Here is a 26,600-nt window from a genome sequence, read left to right as displayed (position 1 = left end):
ACTGATTATTGATTAGAATACAGCAGTTTTGTGGACAACTGTTAGTAATCTTGTCGTAATCACCTGACTGATTTTCTAGGGTTTTTAACTATTCCTTCTCTGCTTCATCTTCAAGCAAGATCATATTGAGAAGATTTAATTCACTGGATGCCATAAAGTAGCGATCGCTAAAAACTGTTTCTAATTGTGTAAAAATCCGTCTACCTGCCACAGCTACCCAAGGAAATGCGCGATAATGAGGTACTACGGGTATGATTAACCCTTGAGGAGTTAGAGAGCGTCCTAGCGCACTTCTCCAAGCTTGCGGATCTTGTAATACCTGTTGGCGGATGTCATCTTCTAATTGTTCATTCCAGAAATGGGGATAATCTAGAGGTAAGCCAATAACTATGTTTTTAGTTTTTAATGCTTGACGTGTGGAAGATTCAATAACAAATCCCTCTTGTTCTCGACTCAATAACTTATACAGTTCGTTGGCAGGACGTTTGAGTTTTGAGGGAAATTTGAACTTCTTGCTTTCGGCAATTTCTTTTAACGATCCTAAAAGACGACTGCTATTTTGTTTAACATCAGCTTTCCATGCTTCAAAGCTAAATATTTCTTCAGTTTGGCGATCGCTCCAATCTTCTATCCAGAAAGGGCCTATACAAGTTAGATTATCCGGTATCTTTAGCTCGTCATTATCTAAAGATGGTAATAATCGGCTCGAAATCCTAGAAACAGTTTTGACCAAAGCTTGTAAGGTTTGATAATTTGCATACGACTTGGCATTTCTCTCTAATGATTGACCTCTCAAGTCAAAATGTTTAAAGATGTTTGCAGTTAACTGCTCTGCCCTTTTCACAATTGCTTTTGCTTCTTGAGGATGACTATCGCTGATAAAAATTTTGGCTTCACGCAAGAAATCTAAGACATCATCAGACATTAAACGCAGCAATTCCTCATCCCCAACAGAGCCAACGGGGACAAATGCAATTCGGTTTTTATTAAGTCCTGCATCACCTTTAATACGAGTATGAATTGTAGAGCGCAACATTACCAACAAGGTTAATAAATCGCTGGACTGACGCAACCATAGTCTTTTAGGGTCAATATCTTCTCTTTCAATAATGAAATCATTGATTAGCATAACTAACCGTCTTGCTTTGTTATCTCCAGAAACTTCCATTCCGGTTTCTGGATCTGTAGACATTCCTCGACCACGGTAAATTAATTGCGCGACTTCCATTAAAGCGGCTTCAATATTAAATCGGGGAATTGCAGCTATAATCCAATCTGTTTTCGGGAAAGAAACACCTCTTGCACCTGAAGAAGTCATGAGAAAAACTCGAACTTCATCCCGTCGTGGCGGCTTGACTAATTTCAATCGCCGATCGGGTGATACACTTTGATCCAAAACCTCCACCTGTTCTCTGTTTACCAGAGCTTCTTTACCAGTGGTCAATTTTTCCTGCAACTGACGTAGAAAAGCTTTATCCTGAGCAAAGAAAATTAACTGCTCTGCTCCCTGTTGTAACCCATTCTTAATTTCTAAGTAGGCATTTGTTAGCGATTCCTCTTCTGATTTTTCTCGAATTGCTTGTCTAATTGTCTGCTCTGTGCCGTCACTATTTTGACCTGGTTTAATGGGTGAGAGCCTAATACTGTAGTCAATACTGAGTTTACTGGCGGGATAGCTATTTGTCATGACGTGTAGCGTTGGGTGTTTTCTGAGGCCAATTTTTGTATGAGTGCCTGTCACCCGAAACGGCGCTTCACCTCGACTTTGACTAATTAGTACTTTATCAGGAGCGCGATCGCCTGAGTTCAAAAAGCTATCCAACACAACTTCATTGCTGAGTGAGGCATCAGCAAGAATCAGCACAATTTTAAACGGAGATGGAGTTGTCTCAAATGGTTTAATAAACTGCTGTTCCAACCATTCTGCTAACTTACGGACAAAGGGCGCACCTGCACCATCACCAGTAAGTTCATCTACCATCACAACTATAGTGGGAATCCGCGCTGCAAATTCTGAACGTTCCTTTTTTCCAGGCTTAGTATCAGCTTTTTTTGCAAACAAATTGTTGAAGGCATTAACCGTGGTTGATTGATCGTTGAGCGTCCGATAACCTTGGATCGCAGCAGTCATCACCAGTTGATTAAACTTGGGATTTGCTTCGAGCAATTTTCGGGCTGACTTTGCTATGGTACCCAATACACCAGGGCTGTAAAGCGATTCTACGCTGTAATCCCTTTCGTTAAGACGGCGTTTAAATCGAGTCGAGCCGACTATATTGCAATCAATGTCATGTTCTTGTTCTGGGGTTAGGAAGAAGATACTGCCATCAGGACGTGTGAGGTTTTCCATACCATCAACAACAACAGCGCTATCGATACTGTGAGGTAGAAAATTGTTTTCCTGAACCTGTTTCTTATACCATTCGGGTGCTGCAACAATCAAATTTTTATTGCTGGTGATGGTTAATATCCCACTGGGACGATTGTTGTCTCTAGCAAGTTTGTCGGTAACATCTCGATTAATTACAACTCGCGGACTGAGATACAAAAATAAGAAACCTTGAGTCTGCTGCTTGAGAAATTTCATCACAGCAGTGGTTTTACCAATACCCGGATTCCCTTCCAAAGCTAGGACGTTAATTTTACCGACTTGAGCAGCAGTTATACCAGCAAATACTGCTGCCTCGTGTACTTGTCGCAGAGGAATTGTTGCCTTATCGGGATTAATTTCATTGATACAATCGGCAATTCGTGTAACAGGGTTGCCTCCAAAAAACTCAAGTAATGCGTCGTTGTCTTCAATAGATGCGATCGCTTCAGCCTTGCTAATTTCACCCATTGGGTTGTAGAAGTCCGTCACATTCTCATGAAAAAGAAAGTGAGAGTATTGACCTAGAGTTGGTTTTTCAGCTAGATGTTGTGCTTGTTCTTTAAAAGCAGAGGGTAGCGATCGCACTAGCTTTGTGAACACCAATTGGATTTCCGCATCTAGATCAAGTGGCTCATCATCCTTTGAATGTTTAGCCTGGCAATATGCTTTTCCTAATGATTTCATTAACTTGGCTCTAGTATCTGGTTCTAGTTCCACACCAAAGAATTGAGCAGCAAGACTTTCAATACCATTGGATGTGACAGCGATCGCTCTAGCATTACAACTTCCTTCTAATCGCTTATGCACGCGCAACAGATGAATCAGGCGATCGGTATATGATGATGCCTGACAGAGCTTAAATAATGGTTTATCTTGACCGCTAAATGCTGAAAGAAAATTTTCTAGCCTTTTAGAGAGTGAAAATTCTTCACCTTCAACCTCTGCACAAACTCTAGAGAAGACCCCCCGTGATTCAATGTAACGGGCATAGCGACTAATTTCTTCTCTATGAGGAGCTTCTTTTTGAAAATCTGCAAATTTGAGGGGTGCGTTATACGAAAATTCCAGGCAGATAATTAAGTTTTCAATTTTTTTGTGTTTTGGATCTTTTGATTGGAAGAGGTCAGTTTTGCCATCTTTGGGTGGACTAGATTCGTTGGACAGCCATAAAATAAAATCGGCTCTGGCTGGTTGTCCACGCTTGACTAAGTTCTCGTCTGGTTTTGGTAGTTTGAAAGCTTCTTGAAATGCTTTTGCTGTCTCTTCTTTTTCTTCATCCCGTTGCATTTGCTGTCCTGGCAATGTCAATGGACACCAAATTGCTTCTAGTTTAGGTTGTCTAATTTGACTGTGGTTGAGACACTCACGCATTGCTGTCCAACCTAAACCATAGCCGAGTACCAGCAGATGACGCAGCATTGTTTCCACCCATTCTTTGTTATTGGGATCTGTTATTTTGAATACTTTCACCAATTGGTGGGAGACATCTGCATTTTTGTGAGATTGCCAAGGCTGGAGAACAGGATGATCGTTCAACAGTAAGTTTCTGTGAATCAACTGTTGTAAAACACCCCGTTTAACAGCAATTTCAAATACCTGCCCCCAAATAGAGGCTTGTTGTAGAAAGGATGATTCCATTACTTCCTATGTAGAACTTGAGAAACGTGGGTAAGTACAGCGCGATAATTAAGTAATACCTGTCCTTTGCGACGGGTATGAAGAATTTTGACTTCGCCAGCTTCTTCAACTGTATTAGGCGATATCCAACTAAATGGATCTAGTACTGGGCTAAGTTGACTTCTGTACACACCTCGTTCAGCTTCAATAAAATGTAAGCCCCGTAGTACAGCTAGTAAGCAAGGATGAATGCGAGAGTCTGAATCAGGATTAATTAAATGCTGACGAGCGCGTTCAGTCCAGTTAATATTGCTAACTTTTCTATCCGATACTAAAAAATAAATGCAGAAACCAGATTGTAAGCGCTCTTCTGCTTGAATAGCATGAAGTGTGGCAAAAGTATAAACCGGAATTAAATCACGAAAGTAGTCTGCCTTAACAGATCGCGGAAAACCTGAATGGTCTCCTGCTTGCAAAATTTCAAATGCCGCTTCACTGTAACCTCGTTCGCGCAAGCGTGTAGCCGGAAATACATCCCTTACCATTGGGTAAATGTTGATATCAGGAAACGTTTGAGAGACTTCTTCTAAAAATTCTGTATCTCTTAAAGAAGAATTGTAATTTGCGGCTCGATTAATGCGGCGATCGCCATAGGCATGAGCTAATAAAATAATGTGCTGACATCCTTGGGCTTTCAGGTGACGAATTTCTTCTTGAACTAGGCATTGCGTTTTCAGCTGTTCTAGAGAATCAAGCACATCAGACTGCATCCGTTCTCTTTTCAGTTCATAACCGATAAACGGTTCATTAACGGCTGTAGCAATATAACTTTGAGTCAGAAAAAGATAAGCCTTTTCACTATCATTGGGAAAATTTCCCTCATTACAGGGACGACTGGCGTATGAAATTAAGCCAATTTTAGGGGCTGAATAAGAATCTGGGCTACTAATGCAAAGTGGAAACGCACTTAAAAACGCCTTAAAAGTACCAGATTTAATAAAATCTTGGTCTTTTTTGGATTTTTTCACCAGATTATCTAGAATAAGTCCCTGCATTCGGATCGGGGTATTTTCACCTAGTATGGCTTCCAAAGTTTGGGCGGCTGCGTAAACGTAAGCATCGCCATTCTTGTCTTTATCTTCTTCATCTAATTGTTTTCCTGTTTCTTGCAGTCGCAGCATTAAGGTTGTAAAGTCAACCGATTTTTCCTTCTGTCCACGTTTTTGCAATCGTGTAATAATCCGCCACAAACAACAGTAAACTAGCACAGCAAAAGCGGTAACTGCGGCTGCATGATACTGCTTCTTTTCCTCAGATTCTCTTGTATTTGCTCGCCGCTTCACAGTTTCAACATCGTATTCTACGATAATTGCGGCTGATAATGCCCACCCAGCAAATTGAGAAGCATTTGTAGATAGCTCATAAGTCCATTGACGATCTTCTCCCCTCTGCCAAGAACGAGGAACCCAACAAACTTGGAGTAGTTTCTGCGGTAATAAACGCTTTGCCCGTAATTGACTAATTGTATCTTTAGTTTTTAAGTCATACTCCGAAAGCTCGGCAGTAACCTTAACCGAAAATAGAAGTCCTGATGTTGCTGGTTGCTCACAAATTTCAATATGTTTGAACCATTCAACCTTTTCGCTGGAATTTTCTTGTGCCTCTACAAGCAACTTTCTCACACCCAATGTTGCCCCTTCTAGGCGATCCCAATTAATGATGCTGCTTTTTACACAGATGAATTGTTGTGAGGAGCGATCCTGAACTTGAGATATGACTCTTTGGCTCCTGTCGCGTAGTACTTTCATCAGAGCCTTGGCAATTGACTTCATTGACTCGGAACTTTCCTGTAATTCTTCTAAAGTCTGGCGAATAGCTTCTGTACCCTGCGATTTAAAATTTGCTAGGAGTTGATTCACCATATCTGTTAGTGATTCTTTAGTTAGCGGTTCCTCGTCCTTTTTGGGAACAACGACTGCCAAAAAGATCAGTTGAGCTAAACGACGACAAATTTCCCAAGGTTTTTGTAAGGAAGATTCATCATTACTGAGTAAATATTCTCTAATTTGATCGAGTCGTACTTCAAAAGCAGGTTTGCCTAATTCTGGATTTTGCCCATTGACTCGAAAACGATAACTTACTTCACGCTCTACTTGATTTTTAGTCTTTTGCTCGAAAATTTGAGTTTTCCACTCAGGCCAAACAGCTAGACAATAATAAAAGGTCGCTTTGCTAAGTTCATCTGCCAAGTCGAACTCAGCTGCACTACCGAAATGAGCCGTTAAATCAACCGTATAGCCTTCTTCTTTAGCAGATTCAACTAGAGTGAGTATTCGATTGACATACTCTACTAAAAGTTGGTAATCTGGGTCGTTACTTGAACGGGCATTTTCTGCGATCGCTTCCATAATCCGAAAGCTAATTGTCAATCGGACGCGTGACAATGCTTCGTCGTCTATAAAATTTAAAAAACGCTGGATTTGGCTATCATATCGATTTTTTTCTTCTTTCAAAGTTGCGATCGATGAATTAACATCATCTTCATCGTTGTCAAGTTCGTTTTCTAAATATTCTGCGGCAGCACTGCACATTTGCTCAAAATAATCAGTATTTTCAACTCGTTCGCGCGCACAAATAACCGTCGCCACAGACTTGTTATCTTTAGTATCTCCAGCTTGAAATGCTAGATGTACGAGGTTGGCAGTATTGGGTATATTCTGGAAAGACGTACCTGCTTTTTTAGCAAGATGTTTGAGTTGCTGTTCAGCTTCATCTAACAGCAGTGTCGATAATAAGCTCTCGGAAGGCACAGCAGTATTCAGCGCTTGGTCAATAGCAGCCATTAATCTGTCTATCGCACTCGGTAATTTTGTTGCATTGCCATCACTCAAACAGCCACCAACGCGCGACCTATTACCGTATGCTGGCATGGATAAGTTTTGAATAAACCCACCACCAGGAGCAGGTTTCAAAGCTTCTTTAAATTTAGGTTGTGCAAATAGCCGATACATAACGGCTGAAGTACTTATTCTCAGGCGTTTATTTTGCTTTTCATCAAATTCAAACAGCTGCATCCCTCTAGGGTTTAGCTGATTAGTATTTGCCTGATTACTGCTAGGAAAAATAGCTTCAGCAAGCAATTCTATGACTGTAGCGAGGTCAATAGAAGGCTTAAGCGATCGCGGGTCAACGTTAGCGCCAGTACCTTGTGAAGGCATAATTAGTTCCTTTGTAATTTTCAGTCTTACGACTGCTTCATCTGCCTGAACTTTACAGTCTCAGCAAATGGATTCTATATTTTTATATATCTTAAATGTGTATAATCTGTCAATATATTTTTATTTTACGTTTATTATATTTTTTTTAAGAACTATTACACAAGCAATTCAGTTCTATGTTTATGTATTTTTTTGAATAAGAAAATTAATCAATTAGGGTAATCCAGCGCGTTGAAAAATTGTGTGAGGGGTAATTTCCAATTCTAGTAGCAAATCATCAGTAATTATTTGATGAGATCGATAAGTAATCGGCAAAGAAGATGGCGCAAATACAGTTACAGTTCTAGCTTTTGTATCAACCACCCAAACACGAGAAACACCAGCATTTAGATAATCAGTCGCTTTTTCGGCAATTTCACCAAAAGTTTGACCGGGTGAAATGATTTCGATGACTAATTCAGGTGCAACAGGACAAGCTTCATCTAATAGCCAATCAGCAGGAAGACGGTTATAAGAAATATAGGTCAGATCGGCTACAGGCATCCAATCTTGTTGATTTCGTGTTAGTTTAATTGCCCATTCAATCACAACTCGACCCTTTGCTTGTGCCCATGCAGACAATAGTATAAATAAAGCACCAGTAGTCGAGCTATGAAAAAATTTTGGTGACATTTGATTATCTTTATACTTGGGTACAGCTTCACCGTTAACAAACTCGTATGTAATATCTCCTTCGGGAAGTGCGAGAAATTCTTCTAGGGTTAGGCGTTGATTAGAAGACTGAACCATAGATGTTATGTGGGTAAAAGATGCTTACTTTTAGTTTAGGCGATCGCCAATATTAGAGACTAAGCTTACTTAGTTCTTATTTCCAGCATTTTCGACAATACTGACTCTGAGGAATGTAACCATATAAATTACAGGAGTCAATATTATTCCTCATGGTCTTGAAGTGAAGCAAGGCTTATGCAAAACTTGAGATCCTTCGCTTCCAGCCTACTTTTAAGGAATTGATCAATGGCGCGTCTAGCCCTGCTGAGTGTATCTAACAAAACTGGTATAATTGACCTAGCCCGTAGCTTGGTTGAAGAATTTGACTTTGATTTAATCAGCAGTGGGGGAACAGCCCAAGCACTCAAAGATGCGGGACTCCCTGTCACTAAGGTTGCAGATTACACAGGTTCACCAGAAATTTTAGGTGGTCGAGTCAAAACGCTACATCCCCGAATTCACGGCGGAATTTTGGCGCGGCGAGATGTTCCCCAAGATATTACAGATTTAGAAAATAACCAAATTCGCCCGATTGATTTAGTGGTGGTGAATCTTTATCCTTTTGAGGAAACGATCGCTAAACCAGGGGTAACATTATTAGAGGCTGTTGAACAAATTGATATTGGTGGCCCGGCTATGCTGCGGGCATCATCGAAAAACTTCGCTCATCTTGCTGTATTATGCGACCCAGCACAATATGACGAGTATTTGGAGGAATTGCGGCAAAATAACGGCGTAGCATCCCTAGAGTTTCGGCAAAAGGCCGCTTTAAAAGGATTTTCGCACACTGCTAGCTACGACCAAGCGATCGCATCTTATCTCGCAGAAGCACAGCAGTACACCCTTAGCGGCACACAATTGCAATCTCTGCGTTACGGCGAGAATCCCCATCAACCGGCCACCTGGTATCAAACTGGTACTACCCCAACGGGATGGACAGCCGCGACCAAACTGCAAGGTAAAGAACTTAGTTACAATAATTTAGTTGATTTAGAAGCCGCACGCCGAATTATTGCTGAATTCACTGATACTCCAGCCGCAACGATTATTAAACATACAAATCCCTGTGGTACGGCGCTGGGAAGCAGTATTTCTGAAGCTTACCAAAAAGCTTTCAATGCTGATTCTACTTCTGCCTTTGGTGGAATTGTCGCACTCAACCGTCCGATTGATGCGGCTACAGCTAGCGAGTTAACCAAAACATTTTTAGAATGTGTGGTTGCACCAAGTTGTGATGCGGAAGCTCAAGAAATCCTGGCCAAGAAATCTAACGTGCGGGTCTTGACTCTAGCTGATTTGAGCAGTGGTCCTAAAGATACTGTGAAAGCGATCGCAGGTGGTTTCCTTGTCCAAGCTACCGATGACATCATTGCTGATATCAGTCAATGGCAAGTTGTCACCGAACGTCAACCCACACCCGACGAATTAGCCGAATTGCTGTTTGCTTGGAAGGTTTGCAAACACGTTAAATCTAATGCCATTGTTGTGACCAGCGATCGCACTACACTAGGAGTAGGTGCTGGTCAAATGAACCGTGTTGGCTCAGTTAAAATAGCTCTAGAACAAGCCCAAGAAAAAGCCAAAGGTGCAACTCTCGCCAGCGATGGATTCTTCCCCTTTGATGATTCAGTCAAAACAGCCGCCTCCGCAGGAATTACAGCCATTGTCCAGCCAGGGGGAAGTTTGCGCGATAAGGATTCAATCAAAGCTGCTAACGAACTGGGTTTGCTAATGGTCTTAACTGGTGTACGTCACTTTTTACACTAAGTTATTGGCTGTAAGGTGTGCAGTTTTAAAAGTGTCACATAATTTACTTGCCCTTTGATAGAAGCGGTGATATATTAAAGTCGTGTGTGAGGAGCAAGTTAAAAATAAAAAGCGTTTGGGGTGGAAACACGGCAACACTCCCAAGCGCTTTTTAATTTGTCAAAAATTGGATTTCTTGTGGGATTTTAAAATGTCACTCAATATACTTGCCATTTGATAGAAGTAGTGATAATGTGTATTTGTGTGTGAGGAGCAAGTTAAGAATAAAAAATGCCTGGGGTGGAAACACGGCAACACTCCCAGGCATTTTTTAATTTGCATACCATTATCCCTAACCCAAGAGTATTAGACATCTCCGAAAAAAAAATGTAGAGACGTAGCACTACTACGTCTCTACAATAGTTCTGGGTAAGGCATCTTTAATTTCTGGAGATGTCTATTGTTTTAGTCGTAGGGATGCTAGGCGAGAGCTAGAGTTAATATTGGGAAATCTTTTGTAAAAACTCTCTGACTTCTGTTGGTTTGCGGAGAATAATAACTTGCTGGTTTGGTCTTGGCTGACTAAGTTTTTCTAGAATTCCAGGACGACGAATAATTGGGTATGACCAGATATATTTGAGAAATTCCCAATTCAATCTTTCAGGGCAATCTGATGCCATATCAGGTCTAGATTGTCCTGCATACATGAAGCGGCGTTTAATCACTCGCGACAAACATAAAATCCGGGGAAAATCCAAAAAAATTACCGTATCTGCAACCGACAAACGAAGGTCGAGAGTACCGCCATAGTTACCATCCATAATCCAAGATTCTCGTAGGGTTAGGTCTTGGATTATACTTTGCCATTCAGTTTTTGGAGTCTCAACCCAACCAGGATTCCAGTACCAAGCATCCAAGTGAATCACTTCTAAACCTAAAATGCTTCCCAGTACGCGGGCTAGGGTAGATTTACCAGCACCCCCAGAACCAATAATCAAGATTTTTTTCACTTAGGTTCGCACCTTTTTTTCAAGCTCAACACGCTCATTAGGGGTGTAGGCGTTGCGTCTTTTTCCCCTACACCCTACACCCCTACACCCGCCCCAACGGGGCTTGGTAAGCATTGCTCACCCAAATAACCGTCTTCAGCGCAACTCAATACGCCGCTACAATAGTACCACTACAAGGATTATGCCCAAATTATTGATATTATGACGACTGCTACCACTGTAAAAACAGAGTATGAAGCGATTATTGGTTTAGAAACCCATTGTCAACTGAGTACCAACACCAAGATTTTCTCTAATAGCTCTACGGCATTCGGTGCTGAACCCAATACTAACATTGACCCGATTTGTATGGGTTTACCTGGGGTCTTACCTGTACTCAATGAGAAAGTATTAGAATACGCTGTCAAGGCTGGTTTGGCACTAAATTGTCAAATCGCTAAATATAGTAAATTTGACCGCAAACAGTATTTTTATCCAGATTTACCGAAAAATTACCAAATTTCTCAATACGATCTACCGATCGCAGAACATGGTTGGTTAGAAATTGAGTTGGTAGATGCTGAGGGGAATCCGATTCGCAAACGCATTGGTATTACGCGTCTGCACATGGAAGAAGATGCGGGAAAATTGGTACACGCCGGTAGCGATCGCCTTTCTGGTTCTTCCTATTCTTTGGTAGACTACAATCGCGCAGGTATCCCCTTAGTAGAAATTGTCTCGGAACCCGATTTGCGTTCTGGACTAGAAGCTGCTGAATATGCCGAAGAATTACGCCGGATTGTCCGGTATCTCGGTGTGAGTGACGGGAATATGCAGGAGGGATCTCTGCGTTGCGATGTCAACATTTCCGTGCGTCCAGTGGGACGAAAGGAATTTGGCACCAAGGTAGAAATAAAAAACATGAACTCCTTCAGCGCCATCCAACGGGCGATTGACTACGAAATTGAGCGCCAAATCGCCGCCATTGAAGCAGGCGATCGCATTATCCAAGAAACTCGTCTCTGGGAAGAAGGCGCTCAACGCACAAGTAGTATGCGGGTGAAAGAAGGTTCAAGCGATTATCGCTACTTTCCCGAACCAGATTTAGCTCCAATTGAGGTGTCAAATGCACAATTAGAGCAATGGCGTAGCGAACTACCAGAATTACCAGCCCAAAAACGCCATCACTATGAAAGTGAGTTGGGGCTTTCCCCTTACGATGCGCGAGTGTTGACAGAAGATCGTTCAATAGCCGAATATTTTGAAACTGCGATCGCATCTGGAGCAAATGCCAAAGCCGCAGCTAACTGGATTACTCAAGATATCGCAGCCCACCTCAATAAGCAAAAACTCAGTATTACTGAAATCGCCCTGACTCCCACCAATTTAGCAGATATCATCACTCGCATTGAAACGGGCAAAATTAGCAATGCTCAAGCTAAAGAAAAGCTCCCAGATTTGCTGAGTGGTATTTCTCCTGAGAAAGCCTTTGCAGGTCAAGAGTTAATCACCGATCCTAGTGTACTGGAACCTATTGTTGATGAAGTCATAGCCGCCAATCCCAAAGAATTAGAAAAGTATCGCAACGGTAACACCAACCTCAAAGGCTTCTTTGTCGGACAAGTTCTGAAAAAGACAGGCAAACGTGCCGATCCTAAGCTGACTAACGAATTGGTCGAGAAAAAACTGAATGCTTAAGTAGTTCGGCGTAAATAATTATTGTTGGCATCAGGCAGGGAGCAGGGGAGAATAACCAATGCCCAATGCCCCATACCCAATTTCCAATTTAAGTATTTTCCCGGTCTTACTTCACAAAGTCTTCATATAAAAGCTGGTGACAACCCTCATACCTAAAATGATATGCTGTGGTAAGTAGATGCACCCTGATGATCTGGAGAGCTGCTTAAGTAGCTCTCTTTTTTATTTTATTTTTGTGGTATTTACGGATAGAATTTAATACAGCAAATATACCTGGCGATTAGAAATCGCGCCTACACAAACCAAGTCCGCCTGCGCGGACTCAAGAAATTGGAAACCCACGGAGGTGGGTTTTGTCTGTATAGCCGCGAATTCTATTCGCCAGGGCTAGATATGGATATAATTCAGAAAATTTTTAGAAATAATCTCAATAAAATAGATGAGAGAGAGTACAACACTGCTGGGGTTTTGTATTTTTAACTCGGAATTGGGTTTTGGGAAAAGGTTAAAGGTTTTTTCTTCCCCTTTTCCCCAAAATGCGACAAGTATTGAGAGATTGTTTGAAATATTAACTCCCCGCTTCCCATTAGATATCTCCGAAAAAGAATGTAGAGACGTAGCAGTGCTACGTCTCTACAAGGATTCTGGGAAACGCATCTTTAATTTCTGGAGATGTCTATGGTTAAGGAGTGCGTAGGCGTAGCCCGCCGGAGGCATCGCTAGAGTTCGGTTCTATATTGCTAACTGTGGTTTGGTTTAGGTAATTGTAGACTCTTCTCGAAACTTCACGGACAAAATCTCCAGCTTTGCGATCGTAGTTTGGTCTTTGCACCAAAATGCCTGCTAAATAGCTTTTCCCGTTGGGCATTTCAATAATACCTGCATCACCGATGATAAATCTCAATGTGCCAGTTTTGTGAGCAATGGTAGCTCCTTTACCAATACCAGCCGGTAGCAAACTATTAGTTTTGACACGGCGCATAATCCCTAAAACTTGATTACGGCTGTTTGGGGATAGTAAACGATTGTTAGAAACTAACGCCGCCAACCTGACCAAATCTTTGGAACTCGTTGTATTTGTGCCAGCGATGTCTGGAAGTAGATTCCGAAGTGCTGTATTTTGCAATCCCCAGCTGCGAAAACGCTGACTAACTTTTGCTGCACCACCCAAGCGATCGAGAACCAGATTTGTGGCGGTATTATCGCTGATTGTCATCATTAAGGTAGCAGTTTCTAGGACGCTAAATTTAGTTCCTATGGGTTTATATTGCATAATTCCAGATTCACCCACCCTTAAATCGCGCCGCATCACTAATTTATCTGTTAGTTTAATTCTACCAGCATCTATTTCTTGAAAAAGAGCCACTAACAAGGGAAATTTGATTGTACTGGCAGCAGAAAATCTTTTTTCGCCATTAATATCTATATAGTTACCTGTATCTAAATCTAAGAAAAATATTCCAGGGTTTAATGATTTATAGGTTGCTAACAATGCGCGAATTTGAGAACTGATGCCTTGCATTTCTTGACCAAGATTGACAACTCCTGCAAATGTTGAAGCATCAGTAGAATTGATGGCAATATCTTCTCTATTTTCCCCAGAAATGCTATTGCTTTGACGGTCAAATGAGTTAAATTTTACAATCCAATGGGAACGAGAATCTCCTCTAATGGATAAATTACGGGAAGTAAGATGATAACCTGGAGCAAATTGGATGACAAAACGAGTTGTTTGACTGTCTAGTTTTCCAATCCTAATTTCTTTGATCGCATTACCAAAAGCTTTTTTAACACTATCTGAATTAAAATTAGTTCCAGGTAAGTCAATTACTAATCGATTAGGATTATCTAATAAAAAAGCTTTTGGTTGGATTCCAGAAGTTGTAGTTAGGTGTAATTGGTTTTGCTTAGAGTCAAAGTACCAAGACTGTAATCGTGAGGCTTTAGCTTGTCCTGCAACTAGAAGCAAACTGCTTAAACCGATCGCAAGTAAATGTGATTTCATGTTGTGATTGTAGGTGTGCAACGATGTAGCAACTAATCAACTTTACCTTAGATTGTTTTCTGAGGATTGCACTGGAATTCCGGAGAAAAATTCAGAAATGCTGTTGAATTATTTTTTGAAATGATGTTTAGGATTAGATCAGCACAACAAATCATCATTACTTATCAAAGTAAATCGCTCACAGTTTCATTGATGATGTGAGTTGACAACCACAGAAATTGTTAATCTAGCGGAACGACGAGCCAAAGATTAATTATGTTTCCAACTTAGGGATTATCAAGAAATTATCCAATTTTATGGGGTGAGGTCTCGCTTGCTCATAAATAAAGGCAGACAAGATGTCCACCCACAGGAAAAGTTAGATGTTTTTTTATTTGGAAGTCCCTTATATTTTATACACTCACGTTAAAAGAAATCAGCCACCCAAGGCGATGCACCTGCAAATATTTGCGTAGCTGCTGATATAGCTGTTTCTGTCCCATGCAGTTTTCCGGCTATTTGTAAATGGTAGGGAGTGAACAAACTTGTATAGAGTGGTGCTAGTTCTCTGATATCTAGCTGCAATTCACCTTTTCCACCTTTTGTAACTTCACCTCGTCCATTGGCAACAGAAAGGATGAATTTACCATTGTTTGCATCTAGCAAATTATCTTGAATATCTAAGTGCAATTCAGCTTGAATTCCCGATGGATAACCACGCATTTCCAATGCCTTGACTACATCTACTACCCGCAGCAGCCAACGCATCGTATGTTTGAGTTTGGCAGTTTGTTCTGGTAGCAGCAATGTTAAGGAATCGCTCACAGAACTCCTCCATCGCACCTGCTCAATTTGGGAGCGATGACTGGCAAGAAAAGACCAGAATGATTGTGCAGCGGCAAATGTGAGAATTACCCAATCCTTGATCCGCAGGATTGTGCCATCTTCAGTTGAATGTTGACTGAAGAGGATATATCCTTGGGGTTTCTCTTTAGTACCGATGAAATATGCGTAAAATGTTTCTTTATCATCTGGCTGGATTAAGCGCTCCCAGATTGCTGGATGTCGGTCTAAATATCCATGCGTTAGTCTCGCCTGCTGCTGATATAGTTCGTGAAAGACTTGATGATTGAGCGGAAATATTGGTTGCAAAGGTAGGGGTTGCTCTCGCAATTGGATACTTTTAGTCGGAACTTCCCAATTACACCAGCTACCCCCCTGTTCATACCCAACTTTTCGGTACAAGCCTTGAACTGCTGGATAAAGAGCAGAGAGCGGTATACCTCTAGCATAAAGTTCTTTGAGGGTCTGTTCCATAAGAGCGATCGCAGCTCCCGAACCACGATACTCTGGAGCAATGCCCACTACTGCAATTCCTGTCATTGGTACACGCAAACCACCCCACCACTGGCCCATATCCAAAGTTGCCAATCCACCAATTAATTGCTCTGACTCACGAATAATACGGAAATTTTCTACGCCAATCAGATTGATATAAGCTTCCTCGCCTCCAAGTGCGCTGATAAAACACTGCTCAAAGATATGCCCAAGGTGCTGGATATCTTGTGAATCGGTAAGAGTGCTGTATTTAAATTGAGCCGTCATCTCTCATACCATTAGTAGAACAAAATCACAATCATACTACAGCAGGCGTTGCCTCAATGCTTTACCGAATTTTAGATTTTAAATTTTGGATTTTGGAATTGAAGATTCAAAATTAAAGAGTTGCCTTCCAATTTAACACCAGAATAAATCTAAAATCTAACAATTAATTGATGAGCTTCTGACTTGATTGCTGGGATCAATCTAAAATCTAAAATCCAAAATTGTTTGACCAATCTCATAGCCACAAAGCCCCAAAATCAAGCTAAAATATACTATTGTGCGCTTGTATTTAACTGTCGAAAGACTTATACTTAGTTAAATATATTTGTTAATGGGTGGCTTCAAGACTGTTTTTTACATTGATAGGGTGTGGTGCATCGCCCGTCAGTTGCTCTTAACAAACCACTTACAAAAAATATGTTCATCAGCTGGATTTACCTCATCATTGCAATCCTCTTTGAGGTTTCAGGCACAACCTGCATGAAGTTATCGGAGGGATTTACGAAAATAGTTCCTTCAGTATTAATATTTGTCTGCTATGGACTTTGTTTTACTTTTTTGACCCTTGCTCTCAAGAGACTTGAAGTAAGTGTGGCTTATTCCGTCTGGGCTGGATTGGGAACTATTCTAATTGCTATTATTGGAATTATTTGGTTTCGTGAATCTGCCACATTCATTAAACTTTTGTCGATTTCCTTAATAATCATAGGGGTAATTGGCATAAATGCAAGTCAATAAAAAATATCCAATTAACTCTTGTGGGGTGGTCATCTTGCCCGCCTGATGGACTGGGCGGGCAAGATGCCCACCCCACACACAATATTGGATAATTTATTTCTTGGAGTTCTCTAAAACGAGGTAAATAAACTTAAACTAATCATTCTGCTTGTTGCTGTTGTAGTGAATAAGTAAGTCGGCACAAAAAACCAAACTATATTTTATGAAAAAAAGTAAGGATTTTTAGAATAGTGAGATAAGTTCTTAAAAGAAGCAAAAACAAAAGTTTTGAATCATGGTAAAAATGAAATGGTCAGCCATACAAAAGACAATGGAAAATAAGTGCAAGATGTAAGTTTACCCAAGAATTCGGCACTCTAATGTCTCTATATACGTAAGTATCCTTGCTTATCGGCAAACTATCATCTAGAAAAATCTGGAAGACCGCTCTTATGGGTTCCTATCAATGATAATTTTAAGCATTGGGAACCCCTAAAAATCAAAGTTTATGAACGCAGCCGACGACAAAACGATTGTTCGCGAGTATTTCAATTCCACAGGGTTTGACCGTTGGAAGCGAATCTACGGCGATGGCGAAGTCAACAAAGTCCAACTAGACATCCGCAATGGACACCAGCAAACCGTGGATACAGTTCTCGGTTGGCTGAAGGCTGATAACAATTTACCAGAGCTATCAATCTGTGATGCTGGGTGTGGTGTCGGTAGTCTCAGCATTCCCCTGGCGGTAGATGGTGCTAAAGTCTATGCCAGCGATATTTCTGAAAAAATGGTGGAAGAAGGTAGGGATAGAGCCAAGCAAACCTTGGGAAATGATGAAAATCCAACTTTTGCTGTACAGGATTTGGAATCGCTGAGTGGTAGCTACCATACTGTTATTTGCCTAGATGTTCTCATTCATTACCCTCAAGAAAAAGCCGATGAGATGATATCTCACCTCTGTTCTTTGGCACAGTCGCGGATAATTCTCAGTTTTGCGCCGAAGACCTGCGCCCTGAGTATACTCAAGAAAATTGGCAGTTTCTTTCCTGGGCCAAGTAAAGCCACTCGTGCATATTTGCACCGTGAGGCTGATGTGGTAAGAATCTTGGAAACTAATGGCTTTTCTTTGGAACGACAGGCGATGACGAAGACTCGCTTCTATTTTTCTCGCCTACTGGAAGCTACACGCAAGTAAGGTTAAAATCGCAGCAAGAAAAATACTACATCTTAGCTGCGATTTAAGCATCTCAAGGGTTAACACTGGGAGATGTCGCATTTTGTGGCGAGTTTTGATTTTGGCTATCGCTCTGATTGTGAGCATAAATAATTATCATAAGGGAAGCGATCGCAGCTGCTCCTAAGAAAATAAATCCAGTAAGTAACCAGATTTCTCCTCTATTCTGATGAACTTTATCCTTAGAAGCTTTAACAGAAGATACATCTTGTTCAGACTTCTGGGGATGTTGACTCAAAGCACCGCTTTGAGTCATATTACTTTGCTTTTGATTTTGGCTAGTTTCAGGTATTTGATTCCGAGTTTCGTAGGTATCTTTAACTTCTTGTTTATCTAGTTTCTCTAATTCCCTAATCTCATGCCATAACGGGTGACGTTGTATCAACCAACGTCGGACTAATTCGATTTTAACTTTACTGCCTTGTTCATTTAAAAACCCCTTTGATGCTAGTTCTTTAGTTAATTTTTTCTGCAAATCTCTTGACAAGACATCATTATGACTTTGAAGTAACATCAATGGGTTTTTCTCTAGCTGTTGGTCTTTTTTTTCTATAGCTATTTTTTGCGCCTCAGCCACCGCCGAAAAAACTACTTTCTCTGGTATAGATAAAGCTTCCCAATACCATGCAAAACCAGCTTCGGCAAGCTCAACCGCTCTATCTATAATCATTTCTACATCTTCTTCATAAACTTCCCATTTTTCGAGTTCCCTAGCTCGACTGAAAATTGCAAAACATAAAATTTGAATAAAATAGGGATGTCCTGCTGATAAATCGGTAATCGCTTCTATAGCCTTTGGTTCGTATTTCAAAGAATCCGAAACAGGTTGGATAATTAACTGCTTAATACTTTCCTTATCTAGCAACCCAACTTCTGCAATCGGTATTTTGGGAAATATTTTTAGTAAATTTGATATATCTGCTGGTTTTCTTCCAGCAAATATAATTACAAATAATCTTTGATTTCTATAAACAATATTTTTTAACTGTTTGAATAGTGATTCAAGCTCTACACCTATATATTTATTATTTAAAGCATCAAATTCATCTAATAGTAATACCAAATTAGTATCTTTTAGATGTTCGTGAATTTGGGGTAAAAAGTTAGTGCAAAAGATATCTTTTTGTTCTTCTATCTCTTTGGCTTTTGGTATTACTACTTTATCTGGATCTATTTTTAATTGTTCGACAATAGTTTCTGCTAAACTTTCTAACAGGTTTTCTAACTTTTCTTGACTATGATATTCTAAATCAAAACTAACAAAAGCAGACTTATCTACTTTGACAATCTTAGGAATATTCTGAAGTAGAGATGACTTGCCTATACGTCGTTGACCGTGTAGTAATATGAATTTCTCGCCTCGGCTCAGATTTTCTTCAATAAACGCTAATTGCTCCTGTCGCCCAAAAAATATTTCCGGTTCACTAATGGGACGACCGATAATATAAGGGTTTCTCTGAGATTTTAGTTGTATCATGATAATATCTGGTATAGGTCTACTGAACAGCCTGTGATTATTTAGTTAGATACCCATAAGCTATTGCAGTACAACAAAATAAGAGTACTCCAAGTAAAAAAATGCTCAATTGTCATTGCGAGTAAAGCGAAGCAATCGCAATGACTGGGATTGCTTTGCTTCACTCGCAATGACGGGTCTTGGATCATTTATTTTTTGGGACACTCTAAAGAAAAGTTTTACTTGTCGTTATTACCCACAACTTATATTATACTCATGGTGATTGACTAATTCACATCGCTATTGTTAAGTCTTCCCTAATTTGCTTCCGGCATAACAACAAACTTACCATTTTCAACCCTAAGCAGTTTTTCGTCTCTTTTGACTTCTCTAGTATTTTTATCAAATTTTACTTCCTCCCCAGAGGTGTTCTTTGGTAAAAGCCTAACTTTTGGCAAATTTAGCAAAACCGTTGACTTATATGGATTTGGGGATGATTTAAAAGACTCTATAAAAACCTGAGTAGCATCAAAGCTGCTTGCAGTATACCAACCGACCTCAACGCCCCATTGCTTTTCAGTTGCGTTTGTAAAGCTTATTGATTTTACTGCGTTGCGAAACCAAGGTACAACTACTACTAAACCTTCTACAGCGTCACCAGCCTCTTTCAAGATTCGAACGCTAAAAATAGAAGATCCTCCTAACAATTTTATATCTGGTCTTTGTTGTGGTTCTATATTGTCTAACCACTCCTTACGAGCTTTAATAGTTGTAATTGCTGCTGTAAGATGTTGTGTATCTGGAAACAATAATATTGCCTTTGCCTGTGGTTTATATTGATAAAGCAGATTCTTGATTTTGTCTTCATTGAAGTCTGAAGCCGCTATGTTAATGCATGGCTTCTCAAATATTTCACGGTTATCCTTTTCAAATTGAATTCTAAATTCTTCTCTGATGCTATTACTATATGGATCATCAGGATTACAAAAAATTAGAGCTTTGTTTATTTTTTCTTTTAAGACATATTCAGTTAATTTTTTAGCAGTTGCCTCGTCTGAAGGTACAGTTCTAAAGAAAAACTTACTTTGTTGTAGCTTTGTGCTAGTGCTAGTGGGTGAGATAACAGGTAATTTAGCTTTTTCATAGGTGTTTAATGCTTCCTGAGTAACGTGACTAGCACTATGTCCTATGATTCCTAGCAATGATTGGTTTTTTACCAATTCTTCAGCTACTAGTTTTGCTATATCTCCTTTGTTTTCATCATCAGCAATTATAATTTCTAGTAATGGGTCATTGAATTGACGTTGTTGGTTAAACAGATTTTGCGCTTGTGCAATACCACGTAACATTTCTAGAGCAAGCTCAGTTCTATTTGTGGCTGGTACTACGGCTGCCAAAGTTAAAGGATTACCTCGTTGAATCGCACGAGCATTATTTTGGTAAATTAGTACTTCAGGGTCAGGACGATTTTTATTGTTAGCAAAAGCTTGTTTAAATAATTTTTCTGCTTCGGTGTAATTTCCTTTTTCAAAGCTTTTAAAACCTTGGTCGCGATCGCTATTTCTTATGTCTGGAAATAAAGTGCGATCGCCTCTACTAATTTTAACCTTATTATTAACTGGGTTACTAGCGATAATATCACTACAAATAATACCTAAAGATTTTTCTTGCCCTGCTGGACAACTACTAAACATACGACCATTAAATAGACTTATAATAACACCAACTAGCAGTAATATTAGCAGTGGAATTGATACTGAAATCGGTAATTTCAAAACTTGCGTCAGCATATCGGTGACGATGTTTTTTCTCTTAGCTTGAAAAGCTTTAATTTCTAGTAGTTTTTGTTTAGCTAAAGTATTTGTAGGTTCAATCATTAAAATTTTTTCGTACTGCTGCTTCGCTTTTGCAAAATTACTCTCAGTTATCAACCAATGTCCATATTGATCTAATGCTTGTATAAGTTCTGGTTGATAGCTTGCCGGATCTACTTTATTAGCTCGCTCGTAAAGTTCTAAAGCTTTGTCAAACTTTTCAACCTGCAAGTATTTTTCTGCTAACTCCACTACAGTACTGAAATGATTGGGATTTAGCTGCAAAACTTCTTCATAAAAACTTAATGCACGTTCCAGTTTTTTTTCTTGCCATAAACTACGAGCCACATTCAAAGCCGACTCAACATTTTTTGCTTCCAGTGTTTCTAAGCTCCAGATTTCATCCCTAAGTTGATGACGTTTCAATAGCCAACGACGCACTAATTCTACTTTTAGTTTGGTAGGATTAGTATCTATAAATCCCTTATTATTTAGTAGCTGAATAGCTTCTTCTAAAGAATCAGTTAGTACAAATCCATAGGATTCAAGTAGCTTTAAAGGATCTTTTAATTTGTTTTGTTCTTGGGCTTCTGCAACTGCTGAAATCACTACTTTTTCGGAGATACTCAGCCCATCCCAAAACCCACCTAATCCACCTTCGGCACTCTCGATTGCCTGGTCTAAGACATCACTCACAAAGGCAGGTATAATTACAGAATAATCTTCACGCATTGCTAAATTGAAGATTTCATGACACAATATTTGTGTATAAAAGGGATGCCCTGATGAGTATTTAATAATTTCTGCTATAGCCCTTTCTTGATATCTTAAAACATTATTAGCAGACTCGATAATCAGGCGTTCTGCGCTTTTATTATCCAATAAACCTATTACACCGAATGGCGCACTTCTCAATGATTGCAACGCATTTGATTGTAGAAAATTTTGATCAGCATCGAGATATTGCCCAACTACTGCAATTACAAATAATTCTTCATGCCGCCTAACTAAATTTTCTAAAAAGCGTAAAAACTCTGAAGCTTGTTTTGTATTATTTTGAGTTACAACATCAAACTCATCTAACAACAACACCAACTTTTTAAGCTTTTTATCGTCTAGTGCATCGTAAACTAGTGGGAGTATTCTATTGTTAATAATTGTGCGAGCATCTACATCTATTCTTAAGAGAATATCTAGTTTAGTTATATCTAAATTAAGGAGTTTAAAAACTTCACTAAATATCGCATATAAAATTTCACCTAAACTTGCATAAAAATGAGTTTGTAAATCGCAATGCACAAAGAAAAACTCATCTGTAGATACAGCAAGAGGAATATTTTTTAAAACAGAAGATTTGCCTATACGTCGCTGACCATTTAGTAAGATAAATTGTGCATTCTGTTGCAAACTATCTTCTATGTATTTAAATATAGTTTCTCGCCCAAAAAGTTTTTCTAGCATTTCAACTGGAGTACCAATAATATAAGGATTTCTTCGACTATCATTTACCATATTTTTTTCGACTAGTACTTTTACTAAACTACAAAAAACTTGATTATTTTTTCAACTATAGGATAAATAAATTTTAGAGATGAGATAACATCATTCTTATGCTTTCCTACCCAGACAATGGCATTTTTCATATTTTCAGCTTGTTGATGACTCATGAGATTGAGAAATTCTTTCTGTCTTTTCGTTAATAAATCATCATCAAAATTCCAAATTTCCTGAATTACCCACTTTTCCATCAATGATGAAGTAAATAAATAAGAAGAAATATTGCCGTTATTAGCTGTCCGTTTAATGACACCCTGCTCTTCTAGGTTGGTCAAATTTCGTTCGCTTTGGGTAAAAATTAGGTCAACATCTTTTAAGTCATATCGTCTTCTTTCCAGACGGGCTCTCAATTTTGCCAAAGCCATCAACATCAATAAATTTTGGTCTTTAGAATCACACCTTTGCCAAGTATTATCAAAAAAATCTTGAGTGCTGTTTTCCAATTTCCTCACAAATTCTTCTACGTGAGGTGATGTATTATTGCGTAATTCTTCATATAGCAAAAAACTAACAATTTGTAATAGAGATGGATGTCCTCCAGCAATTTCTCCTATTGCTTGCCGTAAGTCTGCTGTGATTGGTTTATTAAATGGTTGCAGGAATTGGTCAATTTCCGTGTTATCAAATAGTTTAATTTGTCGAAATAAATAATGGTTATACCACGGTGAAGCGTTGGGATTAAAACTTAGCTCCAAATCATTGAGACGTTTTTTAGAAGTGACAATGATTGAGATATTCCGTTTTGATTGTGTGTCAACAGCCAATCTACGGCATTCACTCAAGAATTGGTGCATATTCTCTTCTGAGTATTCTTGGCTTTGAACAAGAGCCACATCGTAGTCATCTATTAGCAGTACCAACAATTTTCCTCTTTGAGCAAGTTCTACTAATAGCTGACGCAGACTATCTATAGATGCCCGACTCTCTGCTAGAACAGTATTAATATTGGCTTGCAATTCCGGTTCAGTATCGAGATGATCCTTCAGTAAACTGAGTAATTTTTTACAAAAACCGAAGGGAGTAAAAGGCTTAACTTCCTTGCAACTAAAGCGCACTATGACTGCTATTGATGAATCTAATCCATACTGTTTCCAAGTATCAGGAGAAGTCAATTTCACCAAAAACGAAGTTTTTCCTATTTCCAATCCGCCCCATACCGCCAAGTGACTGCGATTATTTATTTGATCGAAAGCTGCTGCTATGAGAGACTTTCTCCCTACGAATCTTTCTGGGACAACGGGAGTTCCAACAACGAAAGGATTTTGTGAGTTTGGATACATTCCGATTTCCTTAGTTGTAAGTTATACAATATTTGACGTTGATTTTTTAGTCTTGTATATTTGCAGGATGGTGATATTGATGGTTTTGTAAAATTTGCGTTTACCCATCCTTTAATTATTGGGCGCGTAAAACTACCGCCCCACAACCACCCTAAAATTGTGTAACGCCGAATTTTTATAGGAAAGTAAGTATATTAAGATATTACATTATTGCTGGGTATCTTGTATGCGCTTAAGAACCTTGCTTTTTTAACCAATATAGGTAAACAAATCTGGCGCAAAAGCTAAAAAACTGTCGCTGGGAGTAGATTGATTACTGGAACCTTTATAAAAGTCAGGTTAAAATCACTAGCAAAGTGTAAATCTGAAGTGAAACTATGAAAACTGCTGAAAAATTAGCTGCCGGTTGGCTACTGACAATGGGATTCATGTTTGTAATACTATCAGCAGCATCGGTATTTAATAAAATGACTATGGAAAAATCAATTACGCTACCCTTAGCTTGGGATGGCTCGATTGAGTTCTCAGCAGCAACAAATACCCCTGTAATTGATAATACTGCGGTAGAACATCTAATTTTTGGCATTCCTACCCTCACACTGGGCACGTGGTTAGCATTGGGATTATGCCGTCAAAGTCGGCAGGAGAAAAAGGCGCTTAATCAACAAGTTAGTGATCGCCTACAATCGATTTTTTATGAGATGCTACAAGAAAATCAGGGGCGCGTAACTGTTTTAGGCTTCGCGATGCAGTCACAATTACCCGCAGCCCACGCCAGACAATATTTAGATGAAAAAGCTAAAGAATTCAATGCAAACTTTAAGGTGAACGAAGAAGGGGCTGTATCATATCATTTTGATGTCTAATTGTCATTTGTCATTGATTATTTGTCCTTGTTATTAACTAATGACCAATGACTAATGAGTAATGACCAATGACTAATAATCAACTTACGGCTAAGTCTAATGACGCAGATTTTTTTGAGCGTAGCATATTTAGATGAAAAAGCTAAAGAATTCAATGCAAACTTTAAGGTGAACGAAGAAGGGGCTGTATCATATCATTTTGATGTCTAATTGTCATTTGTCATTGATTATTTGTCCTTGTTATTAACTAATGACCAATGACTAATGAGTAATGACCAATGACTAATAATCAACTTACGGCTAAGTCTAATGACGCAGATTTTTTTGAGCGTAGCTGCCATTTTAGGCGGTTTGTCGGTTGCTGCTGGTGCTTTTGCTTCCCATGCCTTGCGGGAAAAAATTAGTGAGCGATCGCTAGAAATTTTTGAAACTGGCGCTCGTTACCAAATGTATCATGCTCTAGCACTTTTTCTAGTAGCCATCCTAATTAGTCGTACCGAGTCTCCTCAACCCACTCTAATCGCCAGTGGATGGCTGTTTCTCATTGGCATTGCTATTTTCTCAGGAAGCTTGTATGCCCTTAGCTTAACCGGTATTAAATCCTTAGGAGCGATCGCACCACTAGGCGGTGCAGCTTTTCTTGCTGGTTGGGGCACTTTAGCTTTTGCCGCCTGGAATTTGAAGTTGTAAAAAATTAGAGTAAATCCCCGTGTGATTCGTTGTAAGTGAATCTCGATATCCAGCCCGATCCACCGCAGCAAGATTACTGCCATGAAAAATAAAACCCATCTAGAAATTATCTAAATGGGAGAAATCGACTAACTACTTATTATTAAGTGAATGCATATTTCATGGGCAAACCATCCTGAAAAACTAGTAATTCTCCCGGTTGGATTTGTGTCCAAACTTCGTTGTCAGTGAGGGGTGTTGTCGCAATGACAGCAACGCGATCGCGTTCAGTAGTCACCTCTCGAAAATCTACGGTCATGTCTTGGTCAATTAAATGGGCAGCGGCAAAGGGCGCTTGGCGAACAATGTAGCTAAGTTTGGTTGAGCAATAAGCAAAAAAGTGTTCTCCATCTGATAATAAGTAATTAAATATACCCAGTCTTGCAATTGCACCAGTAATTTCTTGCAGTACAGGGTATAGTTTCTTTATGTCAGGCTTACCCTGGGGAAAGCGCGATCGCAATGTTTCTAGCATCATACAGAATGCTTTTTCACTATCGGTGTCACCTACGGCTTGATAAAAGCCCAAATTTTCTGGATCAAAATCTGGCAAATTACCATTGTGGGCAAACACCCAATACTGACCCCACAATTCTCTGCGGAAAGGATGGCAGTTGTGTAGGGCGATTTCACCCTGAGTAGCTTTGCGGATATGGGCTATGACATGGGTTGAGTGGATGGGATAACTCCGAACAAACTCCGCTACCGGAGAAGCAACAGAAGGTTGGGCATCTAAAAACATGCGACATCCCTTTCCTTCAAAGAAAGCAATGCCCCAACCATCGCTATGATTATCCGTTTTTCCTCCCCGTGCAGAAAACCCTTCAAAAGAAAAGCAAATATCCGTTGGAACATTGCAATTCATTCCGAGCAGTTGGCACATGGATGTTGCAGCTCTCAATTTTTGACTAAGGCCTCAGGATCAAGATACTTCACAATGCTGCCTTG

16 protein-coding genes are annotated in these 26,600 nt (G+C 39.6%); 6 read left to right on the top strand and 10 right to left on the bottom strand.

Annotation, left to right across the window (positions count from 1 at the left end; genetic code table 11):
• Nucleotides 1-88: 88 nt before the first annotated feature.
• The 3 genes from FD723_RS00740 to FD723_RS00730 all read right to left on the bottom strand — a co-directional run bounded on the left by FD723_RS00740 (nucleotide 89) and on the right by FD723_RS00730 (nucleotide 7,995).
• Nucleotides 89-4,009 (bottom strand): helicase-related protein, encoded by a 3,921-nt coding sequence (locus FD723_RS00740; RefSeq protein WP_179063647.1) that lies wholly within the window; start codon nucleotides 4,007-4,009, stop codon nucleotides 89-91.
• Complete coding sequence (locus FD723_RS00735; RefSeq protein WP_179063646.1) at nucleotides 4,009-7,206, bottom strand: hypothetical protein; 3,198 nt, start codon at nucleotides 7,204-7,206, stop codon at nucleotides 4,009-4,011. The genes FD723_RS00740 and FD723_RS00735 overlap by 1 nt, the downstream gene beginning before the upstream one ends.
• Nucleotides 7,207-7,419: 213 nt before the next feature.
• Complete coding sequence (locus tag FD723_RS00730) at nucleotides 7,420-7,995, bottom strand: Uma2 family endonuclease (RefSeq protein WP_179063645.1); 576 nt, start codon at nucleotides 7,993-7,995, stop codon at nucleotides 7,420-7,422.
• 228 nt (nucleotides 7,996-8,223) lie between these two features.
• On the opposite strand from FD723_RS00730, the gene purH reads away from it, so the two are divergent.
• Nucleotides 8,224-9,744, top strand: a complete 1,521-nt coding sequence (gene purH / locus FD723_RS00725; RefSeq protein ID WP_179063644.1) for a bifunctional phosphoribosylaminoimidazolecarboxamide formyltransferase/IMP cyclohydrolase — start codon at nucleotides 8,224-8,226, stop codon at nucleotides 9,742-9,744.
• Between the two features lie 476 nt (nucleotides 9,745-10,220).
• Here purH and FD723_RS00720 read toward each other — a convergent pair whose 3' ends face one another.
• Nucleotides 10,221-10,733: a DNA topology modulation protein gene (locus FD723_RS00720; RefSeq protein ID WP_179063643.1), complete on the bottom strand. Its 513-nt coding sequence runs from the start codon at nucleotides 10,731-10,733 to the stop codon at nucleotides 10,221-10,223.
• Nucleotides 10,734-10,934: 201 nt separating this feature from the next.
• Between FD723_RS00720 and gatB the strand changes: the two genes are divergently transcribed.
• The gene (gatB, locus tag FD723_RS00715) at nucleotides 10,935-12,410 is read left to right on the top strand and encodes an Asp-tRNA(Asn)/Glu-tRNA(Gln) amidotransferase subunit GatB (RefSeq protein ID WP_179063642.1); all 1,476 of its coding nucleotides are present in this window, start codon (nucleotides 10,935-10,937) and stop codon (nucleotides 12,408-12,410) included.
• A gap of 682 nt (nucleotides 12,411-13,092) precedes the next feature.
• On the opposite strand, the gene FD723_RS00710 is transcribed toward gatB, so the two are convergent.
• Both FD723_RS00710 and eis read right to left on the bottom strand, forming a co-directional pair.
• Entirely contained in the window at nucleotides 13,093-14,415 is a 1,323-nt protein-coding gene (locus FD723_RS00710) for a serine hydrolase (RefSeq protein WP_179063641.1), read from the bottom strand.
• Nucleotides 14,416-14,820: 405 nt separating this feature from the next.
• Nucleotides 14,821-15,999 carry an enhanced intracellular survival protein Eis gene (eis, locus tag FD723_RS00705; protein ID WP_179063640.1) on the bottom strand — a complete coding sequence of 393 codons (1,179 nt, stop codon included), beginning with the start codon at nucleotides 15,997-15,999 and terminating at the stop codon, nucleotides 14,821-14,823.
• Between the two features lie 417 nt (nucleotides 16,000-16,416).
• Between eis and FD723_RS00700 the strand changes: the two genes are divergently transcribed.
• Nucleotides 16,417-16,737 carry a multidrug efflux SMR transporter gene (locus FD723_RS00700; protein ID WP_179068974.1) on the top strand — a complete coding sequence of 107 codons (321 nt, stop codon included), beginning with the start codon at nucleotides 16,417-16,419 and terminating at the stop codon, nucleotides 16,735-16,737.
• A 487-nt stretch (nucleotides 16,738-17,224) separates the two neighbouring features.
• A complete protein-coding gene (gene bchM / locus FD723_RS00695; protein ID WP_179063639.1) occupies nucleotides 17,225-17,911 on the top strand; it encodes a magnesium protoporphyrin IX methyltransferase in 687 nt (228 codons plus the stop codon).
• 52 nt (nucleotides 17,912-17,963) lie between these two features.
• Here bchM and FD723_RS00690 read toward each other — a convergent pair whose 3' ends face one another.
• From FD723_RS00690 to FD723_RS00680, 3 genes are all read right to left on the bottom strand, one after another.
• Complete coding sequence (locus tag FD723_RS00690) at nucleotides 17,964-19,427, bottom strand: AAA family ATPase (RefSeq protein WP_179063638.1); 1,464 nt, start codon at nucleotides 19,425-19,427, stop codon at nucleotides 17,964-17,966.
• A gap of 296 nt (nucleotides 19,428-19,723) precedes the next feature.
• Nucleotides 19,724-22,732, bottom strand: a complete 3,009-nt coding sequence (locus FD723_RS00685; RefSeq protein WP_179063637.1) for an ABC transporter substrate-binding protein — start codon at nucleotides 22,730-22,732, stop codon at nucleotides 19,724-19,726.
• A 23-nt stretch (nucleotides 22,733-22,755) separates the two neighbouring features.
• Nucleotides 22,756-24,057, bottom strand: a complete 1,302-nt coding sequence (locus tag FD723_RS00680) for an ATP-binding protein (RefSeq protein ID WP_179063636.1) — start codon at nucleotides 24,055-24,057, stop codon at nucleotides 22,756-22,758.
• Nucleotides 24,058-24,434: 377 nt separating this feature from the next.
• Here FD723_RS00680 and FD723_RS00675 point away from each other — a divergent pair, with 377 nt between their 5' ends.
• Nucleotides 24,435-24,923: a hypothetical protein gene (locus FD723_RS00675; RefSeq protein WP_179063635.1), complete on the top strand. Its 489-nt coding sequence runs from the start codon at nucleotides 24,435-24,437 to the stop codon at nucleotides 24,921-24,923.
• Nucleotides 24,924-25,232: 309 nt separating this feature from the next.
• Nucleotides 25,233-25,613 carry a DUF423 domain-containing protein gene (locus FD723_RS00670; RefSeq protein WP_179063634.1) on the top strand — a complete coding sequence of 127 codons (381 nt, stop codon included), beginning with the start codon at nucleotides 25,233-25,235 and terminating at the stop codon, nucleotides 25,611-25,613.
• Nucleotides 25,614-25,755: 142 nt separating this feature from the next.
• On the opposite strand, the gene FD723_RS00665 is transcribed toward FD723_RS00670, so the two are convergent.
• Nucleotides 25,756-26,535 carry a class II glutamine amidotransferase gene (locus tag FD723_RS00665; protein WP_179063633.1) on the bottom strand — a complete coding sequence of 260 codons (780 nt, stop codon included), beginning with the start codon at nucleotides 26,533-26,535 and terminating at the stop codon, nucleotides 25,756-25,758.
• Between the last annotated feature and the right edge of the window lie 65 nt (nucleotides 26,536-26,600).

Source organism: Nostoc sp. C052, from assembly GCF_013393905.1.
Classification (GTDB): Bacteria; Cyanobacteriota; Cyanobacteriia; order Cyanobacteriales; family Nostocaceae; genus Nostoc.
This window is presented reverse-complemented; position numbering and strand designations above follow the sequence as displayed.

Bases quoted from the DNA above. Each gene is read 5' to 3' on its own strand.
- FD723_RS00685 (WP_179063637.1), bottom strand. From the start codon at position 22,732: ATGGTAAATGATAGTCGAAGAAATCCTTATATTATTGGTACTCCAGTT.
- FD723_RS00740 (WP_179063647.1), bottom strand. From the start codon at position 4,009: ATGGAATCATCCTTTCTACAACAAGCCTCTATTTGGGGGCAGGTATTT.
- FD723_RS00735 (WP_179063646.1), bottom strand. From the start codon at position 7,206: ATGCCTTCACAAGGTACTGGCGCTAACGTTGACCCGCGATCGCTTAAG.
- FD723_RS00730 (WP_179063645.1), bottom strand. From the start codon at position 7,995: ATGGTTCAGTCTTCTAATCAACGCCTAACCCTAGAAGAATTTCTCGCA.
- gatB (WP_179063642.1), top strand. From the start codon at position 10,935: ATGACGACTGCTACCACTGTAAAAACAGAGTATGAAGCGATTATTGGT.
- FD723_RS00710 (WP_179063641.1), bottom strand. From the start codon at position 14,415: ATGAAATCACATTTACTTGCGATCGGTTTAAGCAGTTTGCTTCTAGTT.
- bchM (WP_179063639.1), top strand. From the start codon at position 17,225: ATGAACGCAGCCGACGACAAAACGATTGTTCGCGAGTATTTCAATTCC.
- FD723_RS00680 (WP_179063636.1), bottom strand. From the start codon at position 24,057: ATGTATCCAAACTCACAAAATCCTTTCGTTGTTGGAACTCCCGTTGTC.
- eis (WP_179063640.1), bottom strand. From the start codon at position 15,999: ATGACGGCTCAATTTAAATACAGCACTCTTACCGATTCACAAGATATC.
- FD723_RS00670 (WP_179063634.1), top strand. From the start codon at position 25,233: ATGACGCAGATTTTTTTGAGCGTAGCTGCCATTTTAGGCGGTTTGTCG.
- FD723_RS00690 (WP_179063638.1), bottom strand. From the start codon at position 19,427: ATGATACAACTAAAATCTCAGAGAAACCCTTATATTATCGGTCGTCCC.
- FD723_RS00665 (WP_179063633.1), bottom strand. From the start codon at position 26,535: ATGTGCCAACTGCTCGGAATGAATTGCAATGTTCCAACGGATATTTGC.
- FD723_RS00700 (WP_179068974.1), top strand. From the start codon at position 16,417: ATGTTCATCAGCTGGATTTACCTCATCATTGCAATCCTCTTTGAGGTT.
- FD723_RS00675 (WP_179063635.1), top strand. From the start codon at position 24,435: ATGAAAACTGCTGAAAAATTAGCTGCCGGTTGGCTACTGACAATGGGA.
- purH (WP_179063644.1), top strand. From the start codon at position 8,224: ATGGCGCGTCTAGCCCTGCTGAGTGTATCTAACAAAACTGGTATAATT.